12 protein-coding genes are annotated in these 19,593 nt (G+C 47.7%); 5 read left to right on the forward strand and 7 right to left on the reverse strand.

The annotated features are described in order from the left end of the window. Positions 1-396: 396 nt before the first annotated feature. A complete protein-coding gene (locus CHI14_RS08265; RefSeq protein ID WP_095287946.1) occupies positions 397-3,033 on the reverse strand; it encodes an adenosylcobalamin-dependent ribonucleoside-diphosphate reductase in 2,637 nt (878 codons plus the stop codon). A 334-nt stretch (positions 3,034-3,367) separates the two neighbouring features. Here CHI14_RS08265 and CHI14_RS08270 point away from each other — a divergent pair, with 334 nt between their 5' ends. From CHI14_RS08270 to CHI14_RS08280, 3 genes are all read left to right on the forward strand, one after another. Next, positions 3,368-5,128 carry a DEAD/DEAH box helicase gene (locus tag CHI14_RS08270; protein WP_095287947.1) on the forward strand — a complete coding sequence of 587 codons (1,761 nt, stop codon included), beginning with the start codon at positions 3,368-3,370 and terminating at the stop codon, positions 5,126-5,128. Positions 5,129-5,130: 2 nt separating this feature from the next. Next, a complete protein-coding gene (locus CHI14_RS08275; RefSeq protein ID WP_095287948.1) occupies positions 5,131-6,381 on the forward strand; it encodes a YqhG family protein in 1,251 nt (416 codons plus the stop codon). A 180-nt stretch (positions 6,382-6,561) separates the two neighbouring features. Beyond that, positions 6,562-7,620 (forward strand): hypothetical protein, encoded by a 1,059-nt coding sequence (locus CHI14_RS08280; protein WP_095287949.1) that lies wholly within the window; start codon positions 6,562-6,564, stop codon positions 7,618-7,620. A gap of 102 nt (positions 7,621-7,722) precedes the next feature. On the opposite strand, the gene CHI14_RS08285 is transcribed toward CHI14_RS08280, so the two are convergent. Further along, positions 7,723-7,944, reverse strand: a complete 222-nt coding sequence (locus tag CHI14_RS08285; protein ID WP_095287950.1) for a YqzE family protein — start codon at positions 7,942-7,944, stop codon at positions 7,723-7,725. Between the two features lie 219 nt (positions 7,945-8,163). On the opposite strand from CHI14_RS08285, the gene CHI14_RS08290 reads away from it, so the two are divergent. Continuing rightward, positions 8,164-8,925 carry an N-acetylmuramoyl-L-alanine amidase gene (locus tag CHI14_RS08290; protein ID WP_095287951.1) on the forward strand — a complete coding sequence of 254 codons (762 nt, stop codon included), beginning with the start codon at positions 8,164-8,166 and terminating at the stop codon, positions 8,923-8,925. On the opposite strand, the gene CHI14_RS08295 is transcribed toward CHI14_RS08290, so the two are convergent. From CHI14_RS08295 to CHI14_RS08310, 4 genes are all read right to left on the reverse strand, one after another. Next, the gene (locus tag CHI14_RS08295; RefSeq protein ID WP_095287952.1) at positions 8,900-9,787 is read right to left on the reverse strand and encodes a divergent polysaccharide deacetylase family protein; all 888 of its coding nucleotides are present in this window, start codon (positions 9,785-9,787) and stop codon (positions 8,900-8,902) included. The genes CHI14_RS08290 and CHI14_RS08295 overlap by 26 nt on opposite strands. A 140-nt stretch (positions 9,788-9,927) precedes the next feature. Then, a complete protein-coding gene (locus tag CHI14_RS08300; protein ID WP_095287953.1) occupies positions 9,928-11,538 on the reverse strand; it encodes an extracellular solute-binding protein in 1,611 nt (536 codons plus the stop codon). A gap of 132 nt (positions 11,539-11,670) precedes the next feature. Further along, positions 11,671-12,561 (reverse strand): carbohydrate ABC transporter permease, encoded by an 891-nt coding sequence (locus CHI14_RS08305; RefSeq protein WP_110759447.1) that lies wholly within the window; start codon positions 12,559-12,561, stop codon positions 11,671-11,673. Between the two features lie 24 nt (positions 12,562-12,585). Then, positions 12,586-13,542: an ABC transporter permease gene (locus tag CHI14_RS08310; RefSeq protein ID WP_095287955.1), complete on the reverse strand. Its 957-nt coding sequence runs from the start codon at positions 13,540-13,542 to the stop codon at positions 12,586-12,588. Between the two features lie 253 nt (positions 13,543-13,795). Between CHI14_RS08310 and CHI14_RS08315 the strand changes: the two genes are divergently transcribed. After that, positions 13,796-15,523, forward strand: a complete 1,728-nt coding sequence (locus CHI14_RS08315) for a cache domain-containing sensor histidine kinase (RefSeq protein ID WP_170948054.1) — start codon at positions 13,796-13,798, stop codon at positions 15,521-15,523. Between the two features lie 73 nt (positions 15,524-15,596). On the opposite strand, the gene CHI14_RS08320 is transcribed toward CHI14_RS08315, so the two are convergent. Further along, the gene (locus CHI14_RS08320) at positions 15,597-19,376 is read right to left on the reverse strand and encodes an S-layer homology domain-containing protein (RefSeq protein ID WP_095287957.1); all 3,780 of its coding nucleotides are present in this window, start codon (positions 19,374-19,376) and stop codon (positions 15,597-15,599) included. Between the last annotated feature and the right edge of the window lie 217 nt (positions 19,377-19,593).

The following is a 19,593-nucleotide window of genomic DNA, read 5'->3' on the forward strand; positions in this document are numbered from 1 at the left end:
GTTACAAAGTGGTGAAACGATGTAACCTTTCCTGCCAGCTAATATAGCTGTAAAATCATACTCCAAAATTGTCGTTTAATACAGTCTTTTTCTTGGGCTGGGTAATATTACCTCACTACCATATCAATACAAAAAGACCGCCCACTTTCTCAGCAGCCACAATCCATTATAAACCTATCCCCAGCCGGATTGAAAGTTTCGCCAATAAATGCTTCTAGATGCCTAGGACTCTGGAGGTGAAAAGGACGAATCCTCTTTTATTCCGGGAATCTTCTAGTTGAAATCATCCTTAGAAGCCCGCTAATTCTACGTCAGGTCATACAAAAAGGGCGACCAAAGTGCTGGTCACCCTTACCGGATTCTTCTCATCACATTAACCTGGATGATGTCTATCCTCTAATTACATTTGCTGTATCCACATTGGCTGCAAGTCTTGCAGCCTTCAATATTGATCAATGAAGCTGAACCACAGGAAGGACACAAATCTCTCGATGCTGTATAGGTTACTAACGGTTCGTCGACAATCGCCGATTCAGAAATTCGATCCACCCTCTGGTCTGCCTCTTCATTAGTAGAGGATGCACTTTCTTGAGGGGTGCTCTGTACATGACTTTCGAGCGCCTTCGCTACTGCGTCTGCAATGGACTCTACCCGGTTTACACCAAAGCCAATCGCTCCCGAACCACCGATGCCTTTCAGGTGTTTGATAAGAAGCTCCACTTTATGTCCGTGGTCACCATATCGCAGGAACAGGGAGCACACTCTTCCCAGCGCTTCCGCCATAGCGAATACATCGGAACCGGCTTTACCCACGTTCAGGAAGATCTCGGCCGGAATGCCACCCAGGTCGTTGATCGTAATGTAAGCCATGCCAAACGGAGTATTTATTTTGTACGTTGCTCCCCGTAGTACCTGCGGACGACTCTTGTACTGTTTATCCAGTACTTTGGCTGCGGGCGAAGCGGCCACACTTGTTTTGCCCTCGTTCTCTGTCTCTGAAGGTGCGGACGTGAAGACTGCCGTTTCGTTTGCAGCACTTGTTTCTTTTACCGGATCTGTCACATTAGTTTGTTCACTTACTTCGCTCTTCGCCTCTTCTTTCTTCGTCGTGGATAGGACCTGTACATCGCGGCTGCCGTCCCGGTAAATCGTGACGCCCTTACAACCGAGATCAAAAGCTAGCTCATACAACTGAGCCGTATCTTCAACCGTAAAATCAGCCGGACAGTTAGCCGTCTTCGAGATAGAGCTGTCCACCCACTGTTGAATCGCTGCCTGTACCCGAATATGATTTTCGGCTGACAGATCCATCGCCGTTACATAATAGTCAGGAAGTTCCTCTCCAGGGTGTTCATCCAGCCATTCCTGGGCGATAGGGACAAACTGCTCATCGTAACCGAGCCGGCTTTGACGGAAATATTTAAACGCAAAGTATGGTTCAATCCCTGTCGACGTACCTACCATCGTTCCCGTACTTCCTGTTGGGGCCTGCGTGATAAGCGTTACATTACGAATGCCTTGCTTGCGGATGGCCTCTCCCACTTCGGGATAGGTCCCGACCAGATTTTTCATAAATCCACTCTGTAAATACGGCTCCACTTCAAAGGCAGGGAATGCCCCCTTCTCGGCCGCAATCTCTGCTGATGCGAGGTATGCTTCTTTTGCGATAAAGCCATACAGTTTATCCAGAAATTCAAGTGACTCCGGACTGCCGTACCGGATGCGCAGCTTAATCATCAGCTCCGCGAGACCCATCGTGCCTAATCCAACCCGGCGCTCCCGCTGCTGATTTTTCTGATTTTCCTCAAAATGATAAGGTGTCGCATCAATCACATTGTCCAAGAATCTGGCTGAAATACGTGTCGTCTCTGCCAGCTCCTGCCACGCTACATCATGACTGACCTCATCGTAAAATTTGGATAAGTTGATAGCCGATAGATTGCAGACGCCCCATCCTGGCAGGCCTTGTTCGCCGCATGGATTGGTACATATAATCGGATTAAAATACCAGCTGTTGGACATCTGATTGTAATACTCCATAAAGACAACACCCGGCTCTGCTGATTTCCAGGCCGAATCGATAATTGTACGCCATATATCCCGGGCCTTTACTGTGCGGTAATGGATAACACGGCGCCCGGCTTCCCTCCATTGCTGCAGATCCCCGTTCCACTCGTTATCATAATCGGGGTCGCTCGTATCCGGAAAAACAAGTTCCCAGTCCCCGTCCTGTTTGACGGCTTCCATAAATGCGTTGCTCACGCATACGGACAGATTGGCATTGGTAACCTGCCCCATCGTTTGTTTGACCGTAATAAAATCCATCACATCCGGATGCCAGTCGTTCATCATCAGCATAAGTGCTCCCCGGCGGCTGCCTCCCTGTTCAATCAGCCCAGTCGTATAACTGAATAAGCCGCCCCAGGATACCGAACCGCTGGAAGATCCATTGACCCCTTTAACAACGGCACGACGTGGACGGAGTGACGACAGGTTGATGCCAACGCCACCACCGCGAGCCATAATCTCCGTCATTTCAGTCAACGTTTTCATGATGCCACCCCGACTGTCCTGAGGAGAAGGTATAACATAACAGTTAAAGAGGGTCAGCTCATCGCTAGCACCCGCACCAGCAGCAATTCGGCCCCCCGGAACCAGCTTCCAATCGTCCAGTACAGCCCGGAACTTGGATTGCCATTTTTGCTGTTCTTCCGGAGTGGATTCTACAGATGCCATCGCTCTCGCGAGCCGGTCCCACATCTCCTCCGGTGTTTTTTCTATATTAAGTGTGAGCTTCTCCACTTCCGTCTGGATTGTTTCTCCACTGCGAGTCTTCACTTTCACCATCTGACCCTGCCGTTCGATGATTTCCCCCACTTCCTTTGTCGGAAACTTCGGGTCATCTTTCGTCAGAACGAGTACTACATCTCCTACCTTGGCATGGTTTGGATCGGCATCCTTCCAGGCATAACGGTCCAAAAATATTTTTTCACTTAGTCCTTCCAACTTGTGCGACAATTTGTTCGAATTCATTATGTTTGACAGCCTCCCCAAAATCCCATTACATTTCTATTATGTGTTTAAAATATGCCAATACACCACATATAGTGATTTATATTCAGTATAGTACACCATATATTGATTTTCCATGTGACTTAAGTCACAGCTATTCTTTTTATTTGTCTTGTACTTGGACTAGCTCGCTCTTACGCCATCAGACTCTCTCATTCAAAATTTGTGAATTTTTTTGGGACATAACGGTTCGGATTCGCACCTTATTTGGAGGTTGGTTATGAACTGCCTCTCATTCGTCCATACTATGAGCTACGAATAAAACGTCATCATGTATGGCAGGGGAGGCATCACCATGAACCGGAAACATCCGCTTCACATGAATCAACCTGCAGCAGAACTGCCCGTTCCGCTCGAATTCGATCGCAGTTGGCTGACCCAACTGGAGTCACGGCTCGATAAAGGCGGTCCTTGGGGAGACTACAGACTCTTTCAACTTGGCATTCAAGCCGAAGAGACCAATCTGATTCCCAATTTTGATGAAATACAGTGTCTGAAGCATTTGCAGGGACTGACCCCGCTTCCGCACCAGATGGACACTGCACGCAAAGTATTATTTGAAATGTCAGGCCGTGCCATTCTTGCCGATGAGGTCGGTCTGGGAAAAACCATAGAAGCCGGTCTGATTTTGAAAGAATATATGGTCCGCGGTCTCGTATCCAAGGTCCTCATTCTCGTGCCTGCATCCCTTGTACTTCAATGGGTACGAGAGCTGAATTCAAAGTTTGGCATTCCCGCAGTTGCGCAGAAAAAAGCCTATTCCTGGCAAAATGAAGTGGTTGTGGCTTCGATGGATACGGCTAAGCGAGATCCGCATAAGGACATCTTGCTGAGTACGGACTATGACATGATCATTATTGACGAAGCCCACAAACTCAAAAATAAAAAAACGACCAACTATCAATTCATGCTGAAACTGCGAAAAAAATATTGTCTGCTGCTGACCGCTACACCGGTACAAAATGACATGAGCGAGCTGTTCAATCTAATAAACTTGCTGAAGCCGGGCCAGCTGGGACGTCAAGGTGACTTTAGTGCCAACTTTGTCGTGGATAAACGAATCCCCAAAAACCAGGAGCAGCTTAAGGACGAATTGTCCAAAGTCATGATTCGGAACCGCCGCGGTGAAGGGCCAGTACAGTTCACCAAGCGGAATGTTTCCAATGTGAATTTGCAGCTATCTCCTGAAGAACAGGCACTCTATGATGGGGTAACCTCCTTTGTGAAAGATCAATATCAGGAGGCCGGTGGAAACCTGAGCAGCATGCTCTCACTTGTTACGCTGCAGCGGGAAGTGTGCAGCAGCCGGGATGCCGTATTTGTTACGCTGGTCAATCTGTCCAAGAAACTCCCGCTTGACTCCCCGCTCCGGGACAAAATTTGGGATCTGGTTGCCCATATCAAGGCCATTAAAGAAAATACAAAGGCCGAGAAAACGATGGAACTGATTCGAAACATGAATGAGAAAGTCATCATTTTCACCGAATACCGTGCCACGCAGGAGTATCTGCTGAATTATTTTCGCAACAACGGACTCACGGCTGTTCCGTATCGTGGCGGCATGAACCGGGGGAAAAAGGACTGGATGATGGACCTGTTCCGAGGCCGTGTCCAGGCCATGATCGCAACCGAAGCCGGTGGAGAAGGCATTAACCTTCAATTTTGCCATCACATGATTAATTTCGACCTCCCCTGGAACCCCATGCGCGTAGAGCAGCGAATTGGCCGGGTACATCGGCTGGGACAGCAAAATGACGTCAACATCTACAATCTGTCGACGACAGGCACAATTGAAGAACATATCCTGAATCTGCTGCATGAAAAAATCAACATGTTCGAGATGGTCATCGGCGGACTGGATGTTATTCTGGAACGGCTCGAGAAAAAGGAATCCATTGAAAAGAGTCTCTACAAGATCATGCTCGAATCCCAAAACGAAGATGACATTCGCCGCAAAATGGATTCGCTTGGACAATCGCTGAATTCCATTCAGCGTGAAGTCGCCGATGAAGTGCCGACCGTCTCCCTTCTGGATCTGGGCAAAGGAGGACACTGACCATGACCATGTCACCTCAAGAAGTTCAGGCCTATGTGACAACCTATCTCGAAGCCATGGAATGCCAGATCATGGAGCGTTCTCCTGCACATATAACCGTTAAATTATCGCCGGAAGCGGACAAGGCTTTAACCAACCGTCCGTACTATTGGGGATTTGTTGAGCGCACTGGGGCTCCGGCGGAGACGATGTCCTTTACGTTCGTTTTTGATCCGGCAGCGTATCAGCAAGCTATCGATGCTGCAGAAGCCAGAGCCGCTCAGGCATCTCCCTCGCTCTCTGCAAGTCAGAATGGACCTGTCGGCCCAGGCAGCGCGGGTTCTGGTTCTGGAGCAGATGCACCTAAAGAAACCATTCTTGGCCGCTATTTCGGCATTACTCCAGCTTTGCCGCAGCTCGGGCCTGGCCGCATCCTGCGTGAAGACGTCGTCTATGGCAGCCGCAGACTGCAGCAGATCTTCGAGGCCGCCCGTGAAGGCGGCGCATTTGTGAACCTGTTTGAGCAGGCACCCAAACGTCAGCTGCGCGCTGCTGCACCAGCTGTATATGAACCATGGCTTGGTGTATGTTTCAAAGTGGAATTCGCCTGTGATTTGAAACGGGAGGAGCTCCATTTTCTTGGCATCTCCCTTCGTACAGGTGAAATTATCGAAAAATTTGGTTCCAAGCTGAACCGGCGAGACCTCAGCCCAAGGCTGGCTGAGAACATGCATGTCCAGACAGCCAAGGTATCGCTATCGGATGCTGGAGCAGCACTCGAGACACACCTTACCAGGCGTCTGCTGGAACTGGATTATGGTTGGGCTGAACAAGCCAAGGCACGACTGGACCTGGAGCTTGCTGTGGTTGATGCTTATTACGAAGCCGTACTGAGGGAGGATACGCCTGAGGTTGAGTTAGACGACAATTCCACAGGAGCTGATCGTGATTCTGCTTCCACCGGGCAAGAGCCTGGGACTAATTCCATGAGGTTCCAGTCTATTGCGACGGATCACTCCCGTGTACCTCCTGTGAATCGAATATCCGCAGACATGACTGGATTGGAGACACACTCGGATGCGAAACTTGCTGCTGAACAGGCCGTCCCCGTGGATGAAGAAAGGGATTCAGAGCAGGAGAAGGCCCGCCAGGCGGTTCTGGACCGTGAAGCGATGAAACTGCAATACGAAACCCGCCGGACAGAAATGATCTGGCAGTATGAACCCAAAGTGAAGGTCACGGCCATAAGCAGCGGCATGTTTCATTTAAGATAGACGCAGACACTACTTTTCCAGCAAATGACGGCAAAAGTAGTGTTTATTCATGAGCACCCACCCGACAGGTTGCAGCAACCTTTGCATGGCTTGTCCAGTAGAATGAACCTAGAAGTGATCGTGCAGCGAATAATCGTCCCTGTTCGTCATAATGTACTCCAGAAAAAGAGGGTGTTAATTATGAACCGAATCTTTCATAAACCATGGCTCGTCATCCGCAGGGCAGCAGGCTTGGGTGCCATGTGCCTTTTGGGTTTAACTACGTTGTCCACAACATTGCAGGCAGAAGATGCTTTAGGTTTGCAAGCAGCCACCACAGAACTTTCCTTTCAATTAACGACGGCAAAAAGCGATGCTTCCCATCCATCTGATACGTTTGCTCCTGCTGCTGTTCAGCAATTTGCCCTTCAACAGGTTAAGGCCCTGGGCTCCTTACAACAGATGGACCAAGGCTGGAACCAGGCGCAGCTAGACTTTACGCCTCTAGGTCCAGGTACGCACAGCTGGCTTGTAAACGCTCATATCGATGGAACATCTGTTGGATATATGATCATTACAGCTAACCGTACAGGAAACCTGCAGCTAAGCGAGTACGGACAGGGAGAACACCAACCGTATGACCTCTCTCTGCTGCTGCAGTCTCTTCAACGACATAATCTGAATCTGGAGGAATTGTCACATGCAGAAGACATCCAGTTATGTTATGCCTCCCCTCTTCTTGCCTACTGGAAAGTGGAGCAATCAGGTGTTGGTACCATCTATATCGATGCAACCAACGGTGACACTTTACCGAATGGTGCTGTAAAGGCCATGGAGCGTGAATCTCGGGTTGAACATACTCGACCGCCTTCTCCCACGCTATCCATGTCTGTACAACTCCAATCCAGAACAGATGATCTATCCAAGGTTTCATCCTTCTCAGTGGAGCCGATCTACGTACAACCGGATTTTGATCCTGCCGACAATCTCTTGTGGATTACTTCGGAAGCGGTCCCTGTAACAAGTTTACAGCCGTTGGTCCAGCAGTGGAGAGACCATCAGGCCATCGTCTTTTCGGCAGATGATCGCAATGTATTATATGGAGGCCCTCTTCCTGTTACCGGATATCAGGTCTGGAGAATGGATAACGGTTCGGAGCAAAAGGAATATGTAGCGATTGGTGGACATTCTACCTTAAGACGTTTCGTTCCGATCGACACGTTGATGAAGGATGGTCATTTTTATACTTTCAAGCCGTGAAGCTGTGGATTTTTGATAGTCTCAAGCAAACACAAATAAGACGCCTTCCTCTGATCACCGAATCAGGAACGCGTCTTTTTATTTTTTGTGGCTTAAACAGGTTTATTTGCCAGAAGAGCTTCGCTTCTGCATTTCCCTGCGTGAATCTAATGCTTTTTCCTTTTTCCCTACCCACAATGATACAGCAAAGGGGAGCATGCCAAACCATTTCATCGCCCAAGGCTCTTTTACCTTGGAACGCCCTTTCCGCTCTTCCTTCGGTGTATCCATAAAATGAACAACCCGCTGCGTAATGTACTTCACCAGCTCATCACTCTTGGCCATCCATCTCTGCCTCCTTCTTTACCTGAGCATTTATGCGAACTGCTCAACTGTAATGCGCAAGCTTACGATACATCTATTGTGTGCAGAACGGCCCATGTATAAACATTTTTTTGCTGCTGAGAGTATGAAATAACCAATAATGCACAGTCTAATGCCAAAGGTATCCATCCTTATACGATATTGCATGAGATGCCTATAACGAAAAGGAGCGTGCATCTCATGGTTAAGCTGCTAGCTGCATTAGTGGCATCGCTGATCGGGTTCAATACTATATTAATGTCACCTGCGCAAGCTTCCTCGGCCGTTATTCCGTCATCCCATCCCAACTCAAAATCCGTGAGTCCTTCCTTGCTGCCTGTAACGGATGGTGACAGTTATCGTTCCACGCATCACGCTTTTGCCGCACCAGTTATATTGCTGGATGTTGGACATGGTGGTGTTGATGGAGGTACGTCTGATCATGGGGTGCTTGAAAAAGACATCAATCTGGCTATCAGTCAAAAGGTGTACCTCCTGCTTCGCAGCAAAGGATATGCTGTCATCATCAACCGGCTTGGAGACTATGCCCTTAGTGACGAAAACCGCTGGCTGAACAGCAGATCCCGTCATCGCAGGGATCTGGCACAGCGCAAGAGTCTCAGTGAAGAAGTAAGTACGGATATTGTGGTCAGCATCCATGGGAACTGGAGTCCCAACTCGTCTACAAGGGGGCCAGTTGTCCTTTACCAGAATGAAGGCAGGAGCTACCTTCTGGCAGACTCCATCCAGACCGAGCTAAACCATCTATTTGGCACTCGGCGCGGTGTCGTGTGGGGTAAGCCTTTCTACCTGCTGAATCAGATTAAACAGCCGGCCGTTATCGTTGAGACCGGATTTCTGAGCAATGCAGAGGACCGGGCCATGATGAATGATCCGGCAGAGCAGAAGCGTATTGCCCAGTCCATTGCAGACGGCATTATTTATTATTTGTCGGTAGTGTAGGGGCAGCATGCCAGTGCCATACTTCACGCACCAAATCACCGATGCCAACAAACTCAATCTCACCCTTCAGCTGGGTGACGGAATCGCGAACAACGCTGGATGTGTTTAGTCCCGTCTGACCAACATGCCCAATAACAACGCACATATTCTTCTCGACGGCTCGCTTGGCTGCCAATTCCATCTGATGGCGAATATGCGGCTTCGAATTCCGGTCGTCCAGAAAAATATCATTACCGACCGGAGGCATGCCTTTGGATACCGCGAGTTCACCCACGACCGAATGGAAATTGGTACGACTGTCTACAAAAAACAGCCCTCGTTCCCGGCAAACATCAAGCACAATTGACATGATTCGTTTGTCTGAAGTAACTTTGGAGCCCATGTGATTGTTCATGCCGATGGCGTAGGGAACATCATCAATGGCTTTCTCCACTCGTTCGCGGACCTCATCGTCTGAGAGACTGGATGTAATCGCACCGGGACCGAGCCATTCAGGTCTTCCTGATATGGGTTCCATCGGCATGTGAACGATTACATCCATCCCTTTTTCATGCGCAGCGATAGCGTCCTTTTTGGAGGTGGGCAAAAACGGCATGACGGCAAGCGTCAGCTTGACTGGCATGTCCAAAATTTCCGCCGTGCCTTTCATATCGTTGCCCGCATCATCAATGATGATCGCCATTCGTTTGGGCTGTGGTTGGGATGGAGTCATTACCGCTGCCTGAGCAGGTTCTGTGACCAGTGATTCTGCACTACAGGTTAACGAGTTCACTCCATAAGTAATAAACAGCATACTCACCATCAACCATGCAGTTCGAATCGTCCATGTACTGGAACGTACTTTACGTTCGGCCTTTTTCATCCATCGTTCCCTCCTTTGTTCGTTCCCCTCATTATTTGAACATTGAAGAAGGAATATGTTAGACAAAAAAAGCCTGTTCCATGCATAAGAAAAGGCCCTCCCTTAGGAGAGCCCTCCACAATATCGTCGTTCCGACCAGCTTACTTGGTTCCCCATACCTCCATACGCTGAGCGTATTTCTGGTTAATAATATCCTCTACTTTCTCATCCCCTGCCTTTTTCATATCCTCGAGCATTTTGTCAAATATGGCATTGGCTTCTGCTTCAGTCGGGGCAATAATGGCTCTGGTAATGCTCTGGTCCATAATATCCTTGACCTTTTGTGCCGTCAGAGCTTCCGGTGTTCCCCCATCCGGATTGAGGTTATCATATTCAGCTGTATCCCATACCGAATCGCCAAGACTCTTGATGGCCAGTTCATCCACTTCGCTGCGCTGATATTTGACGGCCATGTCGTACGGCTGTCCGTTCGGATCCAACCCATTTTTGATAAACCACAGCCATTTACGAACCCCGCTTATTTTCACCGTTTCATCCCAGTTATCCTTGAAGCTCTGCAGGAATGCAGGATCAGGTTGACGTTTGCCATCTACCATGGTGTATTGTTCGCCTTCCTTACCCCATAGGAGCAAGTGCTGCCCTTCATCACTCGCCAAATAGTTGAACAGCTTCATCGTTTCTTCCGGGTGTTTATTATTTTTGGTTATGGCAATGGCATCCCAGCCAAGCGAGCTTCTCGGTCCAAAGGTCGTTTGAGCCGGGTCCACACCAGGAGCTACGACTTTATATGCGAATAATTGATTCTTCTCACCGCCATCCTTTTTCAATGCGGCATTGCCGTTACCCGGATCCCAGTAGGCGCCTGGTGTGGAGAATACCGCACCTGTTGTGAGCTTCTGAATCCATGTTTGCGTTTTGCTAATGGCGAATTCCTTCTCGATCAGTCCTTCTCGATATAGACGATTCATATATAACAGCATTTCACGATACTTAGGATCCTTAACATCATATTGCAATCTACCATTATTATCGTAATAGGTTTTTAAACCCCACATGCCCTTGAAGGTACCCAGATTCGCCCCCATATTCTCGCCATTCATCGTCATGGGAACCGACTCTTTACCATCAATCGTGCTGTATTTCTGTTTAAACTGTTTAAGCAGTGCTTCAAACTCGTCTGTAGTGAGCGGCTCGGATCCATCCGCTTTCTCAGGAGCAAGCTCTTCCAGCAGGCTTTGCCTCATCAGCATACCGAAGACTGGATCACTGTCGAGCCCGTACCAGTTTGCCAGATAATAGTTTTTGCCGTCCGTATAACGTGTCTTGGTCAATGTGTCCCCGTACATTTCCTTTAAATCGGCTCCATATTCATCGATTAACTCATCAAGCGCAATGAAGGCTCCGCTAGAAATATATTTGTCTAGTGAGGCATCTCCCCGGCTCATCACCACGACATCGGGGTAATCTCCGCTCGCCAGCATCAAGCTCAGCTTCTCCGTCGGATTTCCCGTCGGCTGCTGTATGGAGATCTCTATTCCGGTTTTTTCGGTGATTTGCTGTGCAACCGCGTCAGTGAATGGCTCACCTTTGGTATTGCCATCAAACCAGGTCAGCGTGATCGGGCCTTGTTCAGCTCCTTTTTCATCTGTACCTGCGCTATCTGTCCCTTCGCTCGAAGAACAGCCCGCAAGCAAACCCACGACTAAAGCAGCAGTAATACCCATAACCATCCATTTTTTTGTCTTTTTCATTGACACCCTAATTCCTCCCAATGAATGAAGTAACTTGCGTGTATTATGGAGCAAACCATTGAAGCTGTACCACCCCCCTTTCAGGAGTGTCCGCCGAGAGTTCTTCTTCTCTGTCAGCCAGACCAGCAATGATTAACTCTTTACTGCTCCCAGCGTCATGCCTTTGACAAAATACTTCTGTAAAAACGGATAGACGAGAATGATCGGCAACGTAGCAACCATCGTCGCAGCCATTCGTATGGTATCACTCGAAACAGCATTCCGCTTGGCTGAGTTCGCCAGCATCTGCGTTTGCGAGACCATCCCACCGGTCTGAAACTGACTCAGGATTTTGACAAGTACAGCTTGCAAGGTTTTCAAGTCTGAGCTGTACGTGAATGCATAAGAGTCAAACCAGGAGTTCCAGTGTCCAATGGCCTGAAATAATCCGACCGTCGCGAGTACAGGCGTGGTCAGCGGCATAACTATTCGAAAAAAAATCGTAAGATCATTAGCTCCGTCCACTTTGGCCGATTCCTCAATCTCATGAGGAAGCTGCTCCATGAACGTTCTTACAATAATCATGTAAAACACATTCATCAGACTGGGCAGAATGAAGACGGAGAACGTATCAATCATATTCAGCGCTTTGAGTACCATGTAATAGGGAATCAATCCGCCGCCAAAATACATCGTGAATATGAAGTACAAATTCCAACCCTTGCGTCCCACCAAATTCCGCCGGCTCAGCGGATACGCCAGCATCGTGATAACCAGCACCGAGAGGGGTGCACCAATCAGCGTTCGTTTGACCGTGACCCACAGCCCATTCAAAATTTCACTATCTTTCAAAATCTGGCTGTAGCTGTCCAAGGTTGGCACGCGTGGCCACAAGTACACCCCACCACGAACCGTATCCTCCGCGCTATTCAAGGAGAGGACAAGTATATTCCAAAAAGGCAGAAATGTAACCAGTAAAACCAGGACCAGAATGAGATATACAAAGAACTTAAATATCCGATCACCGAATCGGTTCAATAACATCATAATCACTCCTTTCCTTCTTGGTTAGAACAACGCCTGATCATTCACCTTTCTTGAGATCCGGTTCACAATAACAACGAGGATGAAAGCAACGACAGATTTGAACATTCCAACGGCAGCTCCGTATGAAAACATACTGTTCTGCAAGCCGTATTTGTAGGCATAAATATCGATGACTTCCGAATACTCAAGTACCGTGTTGTTTTGCAGGAGATACTGCTGTTCAAAACCCGCATTCAGAATTCCGCCGACCGCAAGAATAGCCAGTATGACAATGGTTGGACGCAAAGCCGGCAGAGTAATATGCCACATTTGCTTAAATCTGCTCGCCCCATCTACCCTCGCAGCTTCATAAAGTTCAGGGTTAATGGAGGAAATAGCCGCAAGATACATAATTGCACTGAAACCCATCTCTTTCCACATGTTGGACAAGGCGATAATCCACCAAAACAAGGGTCCATTTTGCAGGAAAGCGATCGGATCATCCACAATACCCAGCAGCACCAGAATATTATTGAGCATACCGTCTGAAGCCAGAAGCGTAATGACAATATTGGCCGCAATAACCCACGAGATGAAGTGGGGCAAATATGATACCGTCTGTACAAAGCGTTTGAAGAATCCCTGTCTGGCTTCATTCAGGACAAGCGCAAGGATGATTGGCGCAGGAAATCCGAACAACAGTGTGAGCAAGCTCGTTGCGAGTGTATTGCGCATAACCCGATAGAAATCACCCGTTGTGAAGAAATATTCAAACCACTGGAAGCCTACAAACTCTGCATGAAAAAACTGCCTAAAAAAAGATTCCCCTCCCGGCTGATAATTCGTAAATGCCATATACAGTCCGAACATGGGACCATAGGAAAACAGCAAGGTTGCAACGAAGGCAGGCAGCATAAGCACGAATAACCATTTTTGTTCTTTTAGTCTGCTGATCAGATTATTGCTCCTGACTGTTTTGATAGCGCTTACCTTATGCATCAAGTGCCCTCCCCTTTCTTTATACCATCATGATTGGCCTGATTTAGATTCAGCTGATTACCTTTTTATCTTAATTTTGATAGCGCTTGCTTTCCATACTTCAATTCTCCGATAAATGCCGCTTTTTAAAGATGTTTTCGGTGAAAAGCGTTATTGGATTTCCATATTTGGTCTGCTATGATGAACTCTATGTAATCACTTTCAATTGAGAGAGGGCTGCTCGATGCGTCCATTTTACAGAAAATACATTTACATGCCTTTTGTTGATTTAAGCTTCAGATCCAAACTCTTTCTTGTTTTTGTCCTGGTCACCATTATCCCGATGATGCTGCTGGTTTATTTCTCGTTCGAACTTACCAAATCCAAACTGACGGAACAGTTGTACATCAACATGATGAATTCAACCGCCCAGATCACCAAAAACCTGGAAAATAAACTCGATAGCTATGAACATATTTCAGCCTCCATTTATCTGGATAATCGACTTGCCAATTACCTAACGACAGAGTATCAGGATGATCCTTCCTATCTGGATGTTTATAATTACATTGGCAATCGCATCGATACCATTATGGCTGCCTACCCTGATTTTGATAGCGCATTCATTTATTCGGACAATCCGTCTCTGCCCAAAGATAACTACTATATCAAGCCCATTACACCCGAAGTTCAGGAGACCGAGCTGGTCCAGAAGCTGAAACAGTCGTATGGTAATATCATTCACCTCTCCTCCCCGCAAACGGCGGATGGACCTGCCATGTTTACCCTTGCGAGACTGCTGAATAATAATAGCAATCAATATCCGTATGGGATGCTGGTATTCCAAATTTCCGAGTCGGTTATCTATTCGTTAATGGAGAAGGAAGCCGGAGGCAAAGACATTTTTATCATGAATGACCAAGGCGTTATTCTATCTTCTGCGGACAAAAAATTAATCAATACCCGGTTGCCGGAACTGCTTGATCAGCAGTTTGATGACTCTCTTTCCGGCAGATTCGACACGACCTATCAGGGCGTCAAAGCACTCGCCGTCTATAACACGCTCAAAAATGGCTGGAAGACCGTCTCCATCTTCCCATATGAAAGTATTATTAAAGATGCCAAATCACTGTCGCAGCTTATGATTAAAGTGTCCCTTGCCTTTATTGGTGTAGCCCTGCTGCTCATTTATATTACGGCTTCACTGTTCAGCAAACGCATCCGGACCTTAATCCGTATGATTCGCAGAATTGAGCGCGGAGACTTCACTCCAACTCATGAAGAACAATTGGGCAGTGATGAGATTGGACAGCTTCACTTCGCGTTCCAGCAAATGACGATCCGGTTGAGAAGTCTCATCACCGAGGTATATCAAAAAGAACTGCAGAGCAAGGAAGCCGAGCTCGATCTATTGCAGGCCCAGATTAACCCTCATTTTCTGTATAACACACTGGGCTCGATCTCTTCTCTTGCGATTAAACATCAGGATCCGCAAATTCAGGACATGGTATTAAATCTCGCCAAGTTTTATCGGATATCCCTGAACAAAGGAAAAAGTGTTCTGACCATTAATGAGGAGTTAAAATTAACCCAAAGCTATAACGCCATCCAGCTGATCCGATTCAAGGGGCAGTTAAATTTCATTTATACCATTGATCAGGCGATTTTACCCTACTCCACGGTTAAGCTTGCTCTCCAGCCATTTGTTGAGAATGCGATTATTCATGCCGTCTGGAATCAGGAAAGGCCGCTCAACATTCATATCAAGGGGGGCTTCGAAAATGACTCGATCATTCTCTCCGTCATGGATGACGGGATGGGCATGCCGCGTGAAACCCTTCTATCTCTACTTGAAGACAAACCAGGACGGGGGTATGGTATTTCCAACGTGGACCGGCGGATTAAGCTAAAGTTCGGAGAGAATTACGGTGTCCACGTATACAGCAGATTGGGTGCGGGCACGACTGTTCAGATCACCCTTCCGCAAAATGCCCTTTTATAACAATCATGAATGCCATCATTCTATACAAAAATACAGAACTAGGGCTGCGGAGTAATCCGCAGCCCTTGATGTTTTACTTCAGAATCAAATTGTAGATGACCTGTGCCGCTTCTGCCCGGGATGCAATCCCTTTGGGCTCAAACTTGGCATGTCTGTTTCCTTGAATCAGGCCACGATTGGCTGCTTCAGTTACTGAATCAGCTGCCCATGGTGAAACCAGATTCATATCGGCGAATATGGTATCGTTGGTATTAACAGGCTTCTGATCCTTCCCTAAGGAATAGCCCTTCATTACCATGACTGCCATTTCCTCGCGAGTAATCGTGAGATCTGGCTCGAAGGCATCCCGGCTTTTGCCGCTTACAATCCCTGCCTTGTACGCGATGGAGATCGGCGCAGCATACCAGCGATCCGCCGTTACATCGCGAAACTCCATTTCTCCAGCTGTGGTGAGTCCCAAGGAATGTACGAGCATTGAAGTGAACTCGGCCCTTGTAACCTCACGACCGGGTTCAAACAGGCCCCCATGTGTACCCTGGACAATCAGCTTGGCCGTCAACTCATGAATAACAGGGCTCGCCCAGTGGTAAGCAGGGACATCTGTGAAGGAGCGCTCCAGCTCCAATACAGCATATGTGCCGAATTCACTGATTTCCCCTGTCAGCACATTCGCTGCATATTCACCTCGGACAAATTCAAGCTTACCTTGTTCTCCAATCGCATACATGCCACCCTTAGACGTATCGAAACCTTCCACCGCATGCAGACTCAACACGACGGGCTTATCAAACTTGGAGAGTGTTTCATTTAACCCCGATTTGCTCTGAATGGATATACTGAATGCGTAAATTTCACTCTTCAATGAAACTCTCGCTTGCGTCATGTCCTGTGCTGCGGCAATGATCTTGTTACCTTCACTGCCAAGTGGAACCATATTGAGAGTGACGATGCTGCCTTCCCGCTGCTGTTCTGGCAGCTTATTCAGAAGTTGCTGAAGCACCTCTGCAGGAATTTGGAGGCTTAGCTTGCCCGATTTCACTACCAGTGCGTTGTTTCCAAGCTGCTTGACAACAGCTGAGGATAACTGCACTTCCTGCGTGTCAGCCTTGATTTCCACGACGGCTTGACCTGACTCTTTGTTCGTTTTCAGCATATCTGCTGTGATGGACAGGGTTGTAGTCACACTTTCTTGACTTCCGTTGTTCTCTTTTACGCTGCTGCCATGAGTATTGCCAGTGCTTCCTGAGTTTCCTGGCACGCCAGGGTTCCCTGGATTCCCCGGGTTGCCCGGATTGCCGGGAGTATCTTTCATTTCCGTCAATTTCACCAGTCTTGATTCAGCTGCTTCCAGCGTAACCGACCATGAACCCGATACGGACGAAACTTTGCCTGTCCAGAGGTCTTTTAGCGAATACGTTTGGGCATCATTCAATCCGGCACGCTCCAAGTCGACCGTCCGCTCAGCGGAACTGGTCGCACTGTAGTTAAATAAGGCAAGGTAATAATCATCTCCATCCTTCAGCACAAACGTATCCGCAGCATTCGCGTTGGTGTTGCCTTCAAGAGGCCTGAATACTTTCCCTTTCCTCGCAACATTTAGAACATCCGTATTGTTGTACAGTGCAGTCATGTACTCCTGAGCCTTGGGATCATTCACATCATCGGAAGCCATCATGACCGTTCCCGCAATGACACCCGAGTTCACCCGGCTGCGGGCTTCGGTCAGACTTGATGCTTTGGCCAGTACCAGATGGTCAGGGTCGGTATAGGAATATATGGTTCCATTTTGCCAGAAGCCGTAGGTCAGCGAATTTAACATGTATTCTGTCTCGTTAATGCTGCCGTACGAATCGCATGAGATGCGTCTGCTGTGCGCATATTGGCTTGGAAAGATCGGTGCAATGGATGCACTTATGAACATTTTTCCGTCCAATCGCTCTTCCACATAACGCATACCTTGATTATAAGCCTGGATGCCGGTGGTTACTTTCTCGTCATAATGCTTCCCTTCCAGAGAACCGTGAGTCAGAAAATCCAGTTTGATGTAGGTGAAACCGAGATTTTTAAACTTATCCAGAAAATAATCTATCCGCATCTTGGCTCCTGGATGTGTCACATCCAGTGGATAAGCCCCGTCCAGGGTAGGCAGCGGTTTGCCGGCAGAGTCCTTAAGCACGATATCACCATACGTATATTGGTTGTTGGTGCCTTCCACCGTCTGACTCATATTGTTTCCCCAATACACAAATGGTGCCCAATAGATACCCGCATGCTGACCGTTGCCCTTTATAACGGATACAGCCTGTGCAAGTTCTTCATCGCTTAGGTTATCCCAGTAGGAATCCATGTTGATAAATACATTGCCCTCGTTGTTAAAGTTATCCAAGTTGTTCTTAAAATAGTTGGAGACATCCGCAACGTTCTGATAAGACAGTGTGCTGCCATACGCTCCCCAGCTATTCCAGCCAAAGGGAACGCCTTGCGGAAGTTCCGGATTTAATTCCAGTGGTGTCGTGATCACTGCATTCGCCTTACCGTATTCTTCAAGACCTGTCCGGTAATCACTGAACCCTCCCACCATAATCAACGGCGAGGACAGCTCCGTTCCCGTCAGACTGCCATGCGGCTGGGTATCTCTTGTCACATCAGTCGCAGCTCCGCCATATACGGAGAGTTCATGAATTCGGTTGGCAGATCCTTGCCAATCAATACCTGTTTTCCAAGTATCATGTGTTACCGAACCAATCACCAATCCGTTACGTGTTGCGTTATTGAAGATGGCCGTCATTTCATAACTTGTATCTGTCCGGTTCATCGTTTGAGATTTATACCGAATCCAGGCATCGTTGTCAAAAGGCACGCTGAGTACACGATTGTCCGAGCTATCACCGATGTCCACTCCACCTGCATTGGTCACCGTAATCGGGGACATGTAATTCGTATGGATCTCCGTTTCCCCCATTGCATTCAAACCGGTCAGAAAATACGCCTTATCTTCATAGAAACGATATACCTGCTTCAACGTCGGTTTGCCAGCGGATGTGTGGACGAATGAAAGCTCGATTCCTTTGCCGAATCCGTCTTCCAATTCCAGTGGTGCGCCAGCAGTAGTATGGTTCTCATAATCTTTGCTCTGCACGAGAGACTCATCACCGAGTTTCATGCTGCTGTATACGCCCCGTAGCTTCTGCCCGTTAGCCCAGCTGTAACCAACCAATCCAGACTGGGTATTGTAAGTTACCTCATAATGTTCATTTGCCACGAGAAAACCGTACGTATAATCCGTCACCGAGATCGTTCCGTATTGATGTGTATCCCCTGGTGTGCCCAGGTCTTCTTCTTCATCGGGATTCCCGGGCTCTGTCTCATTATCATCCAGTCCGGCAATGACAATTTTGTCGATATCAGGTGAATACCAATTGTTGTCATCGATCAGGATCGAGTTACTCCCTGCGTTCAAGGGCAGCGTTACATCATATGTGCCTACCGTATCCCAATCCGCAGTCTTCGGTGGTTCTTCGAATTGTTTTGCCCCGCCGTTGGCACTTATGTTGAACGGCCGGGGATCACCCGAAATGTAATAAACGACAACTTTATAATTTCCCGACTCGTTTACGATCACGTTATTGAATTGCAGGGAACTGCCTTGGTACATGCCTCCGACCTTCTTGCCCCCCGATGCAGACGGGCTATCCGATACACTCGCATTTCCACTCAGCGTATTCCCATCCGCTTCGGCTTCATAGCTGTTAGGATCACTGGCACTTACCATGGACGCTGTTGGACTGATACCTGTAACAAGACAGAAGATCAAAAGGATTATAAAGGATTTTTGCAGGACTCGTTCTAACATAACATTCCTCCAACTTCAATAATTAGGCTAATGTCAGACTTGCATGGATGAAGAAGCAGTGAATAACATTTTTTGAAATCGCTTTCAATTTATAGTTTAGTTTCTCATCCTCCTTTGTGCTTTCGGTGTAATAAGGGCAACATATTGGTTACATGCCTAATTGTAAAAAGAGCGACAGGAATGATCCATATCGCAATGTTACGATTCATATTTGAAT

The organism is Paenibacillus sp. 7516, from assembly GCF_002272715.1.
Lineage (GTDB): Bacteria > Bacillota > Bacilli > Paenibacillales > Paenibacillaceae > Paenibacillus > Paenibacillus illinoisensis_A.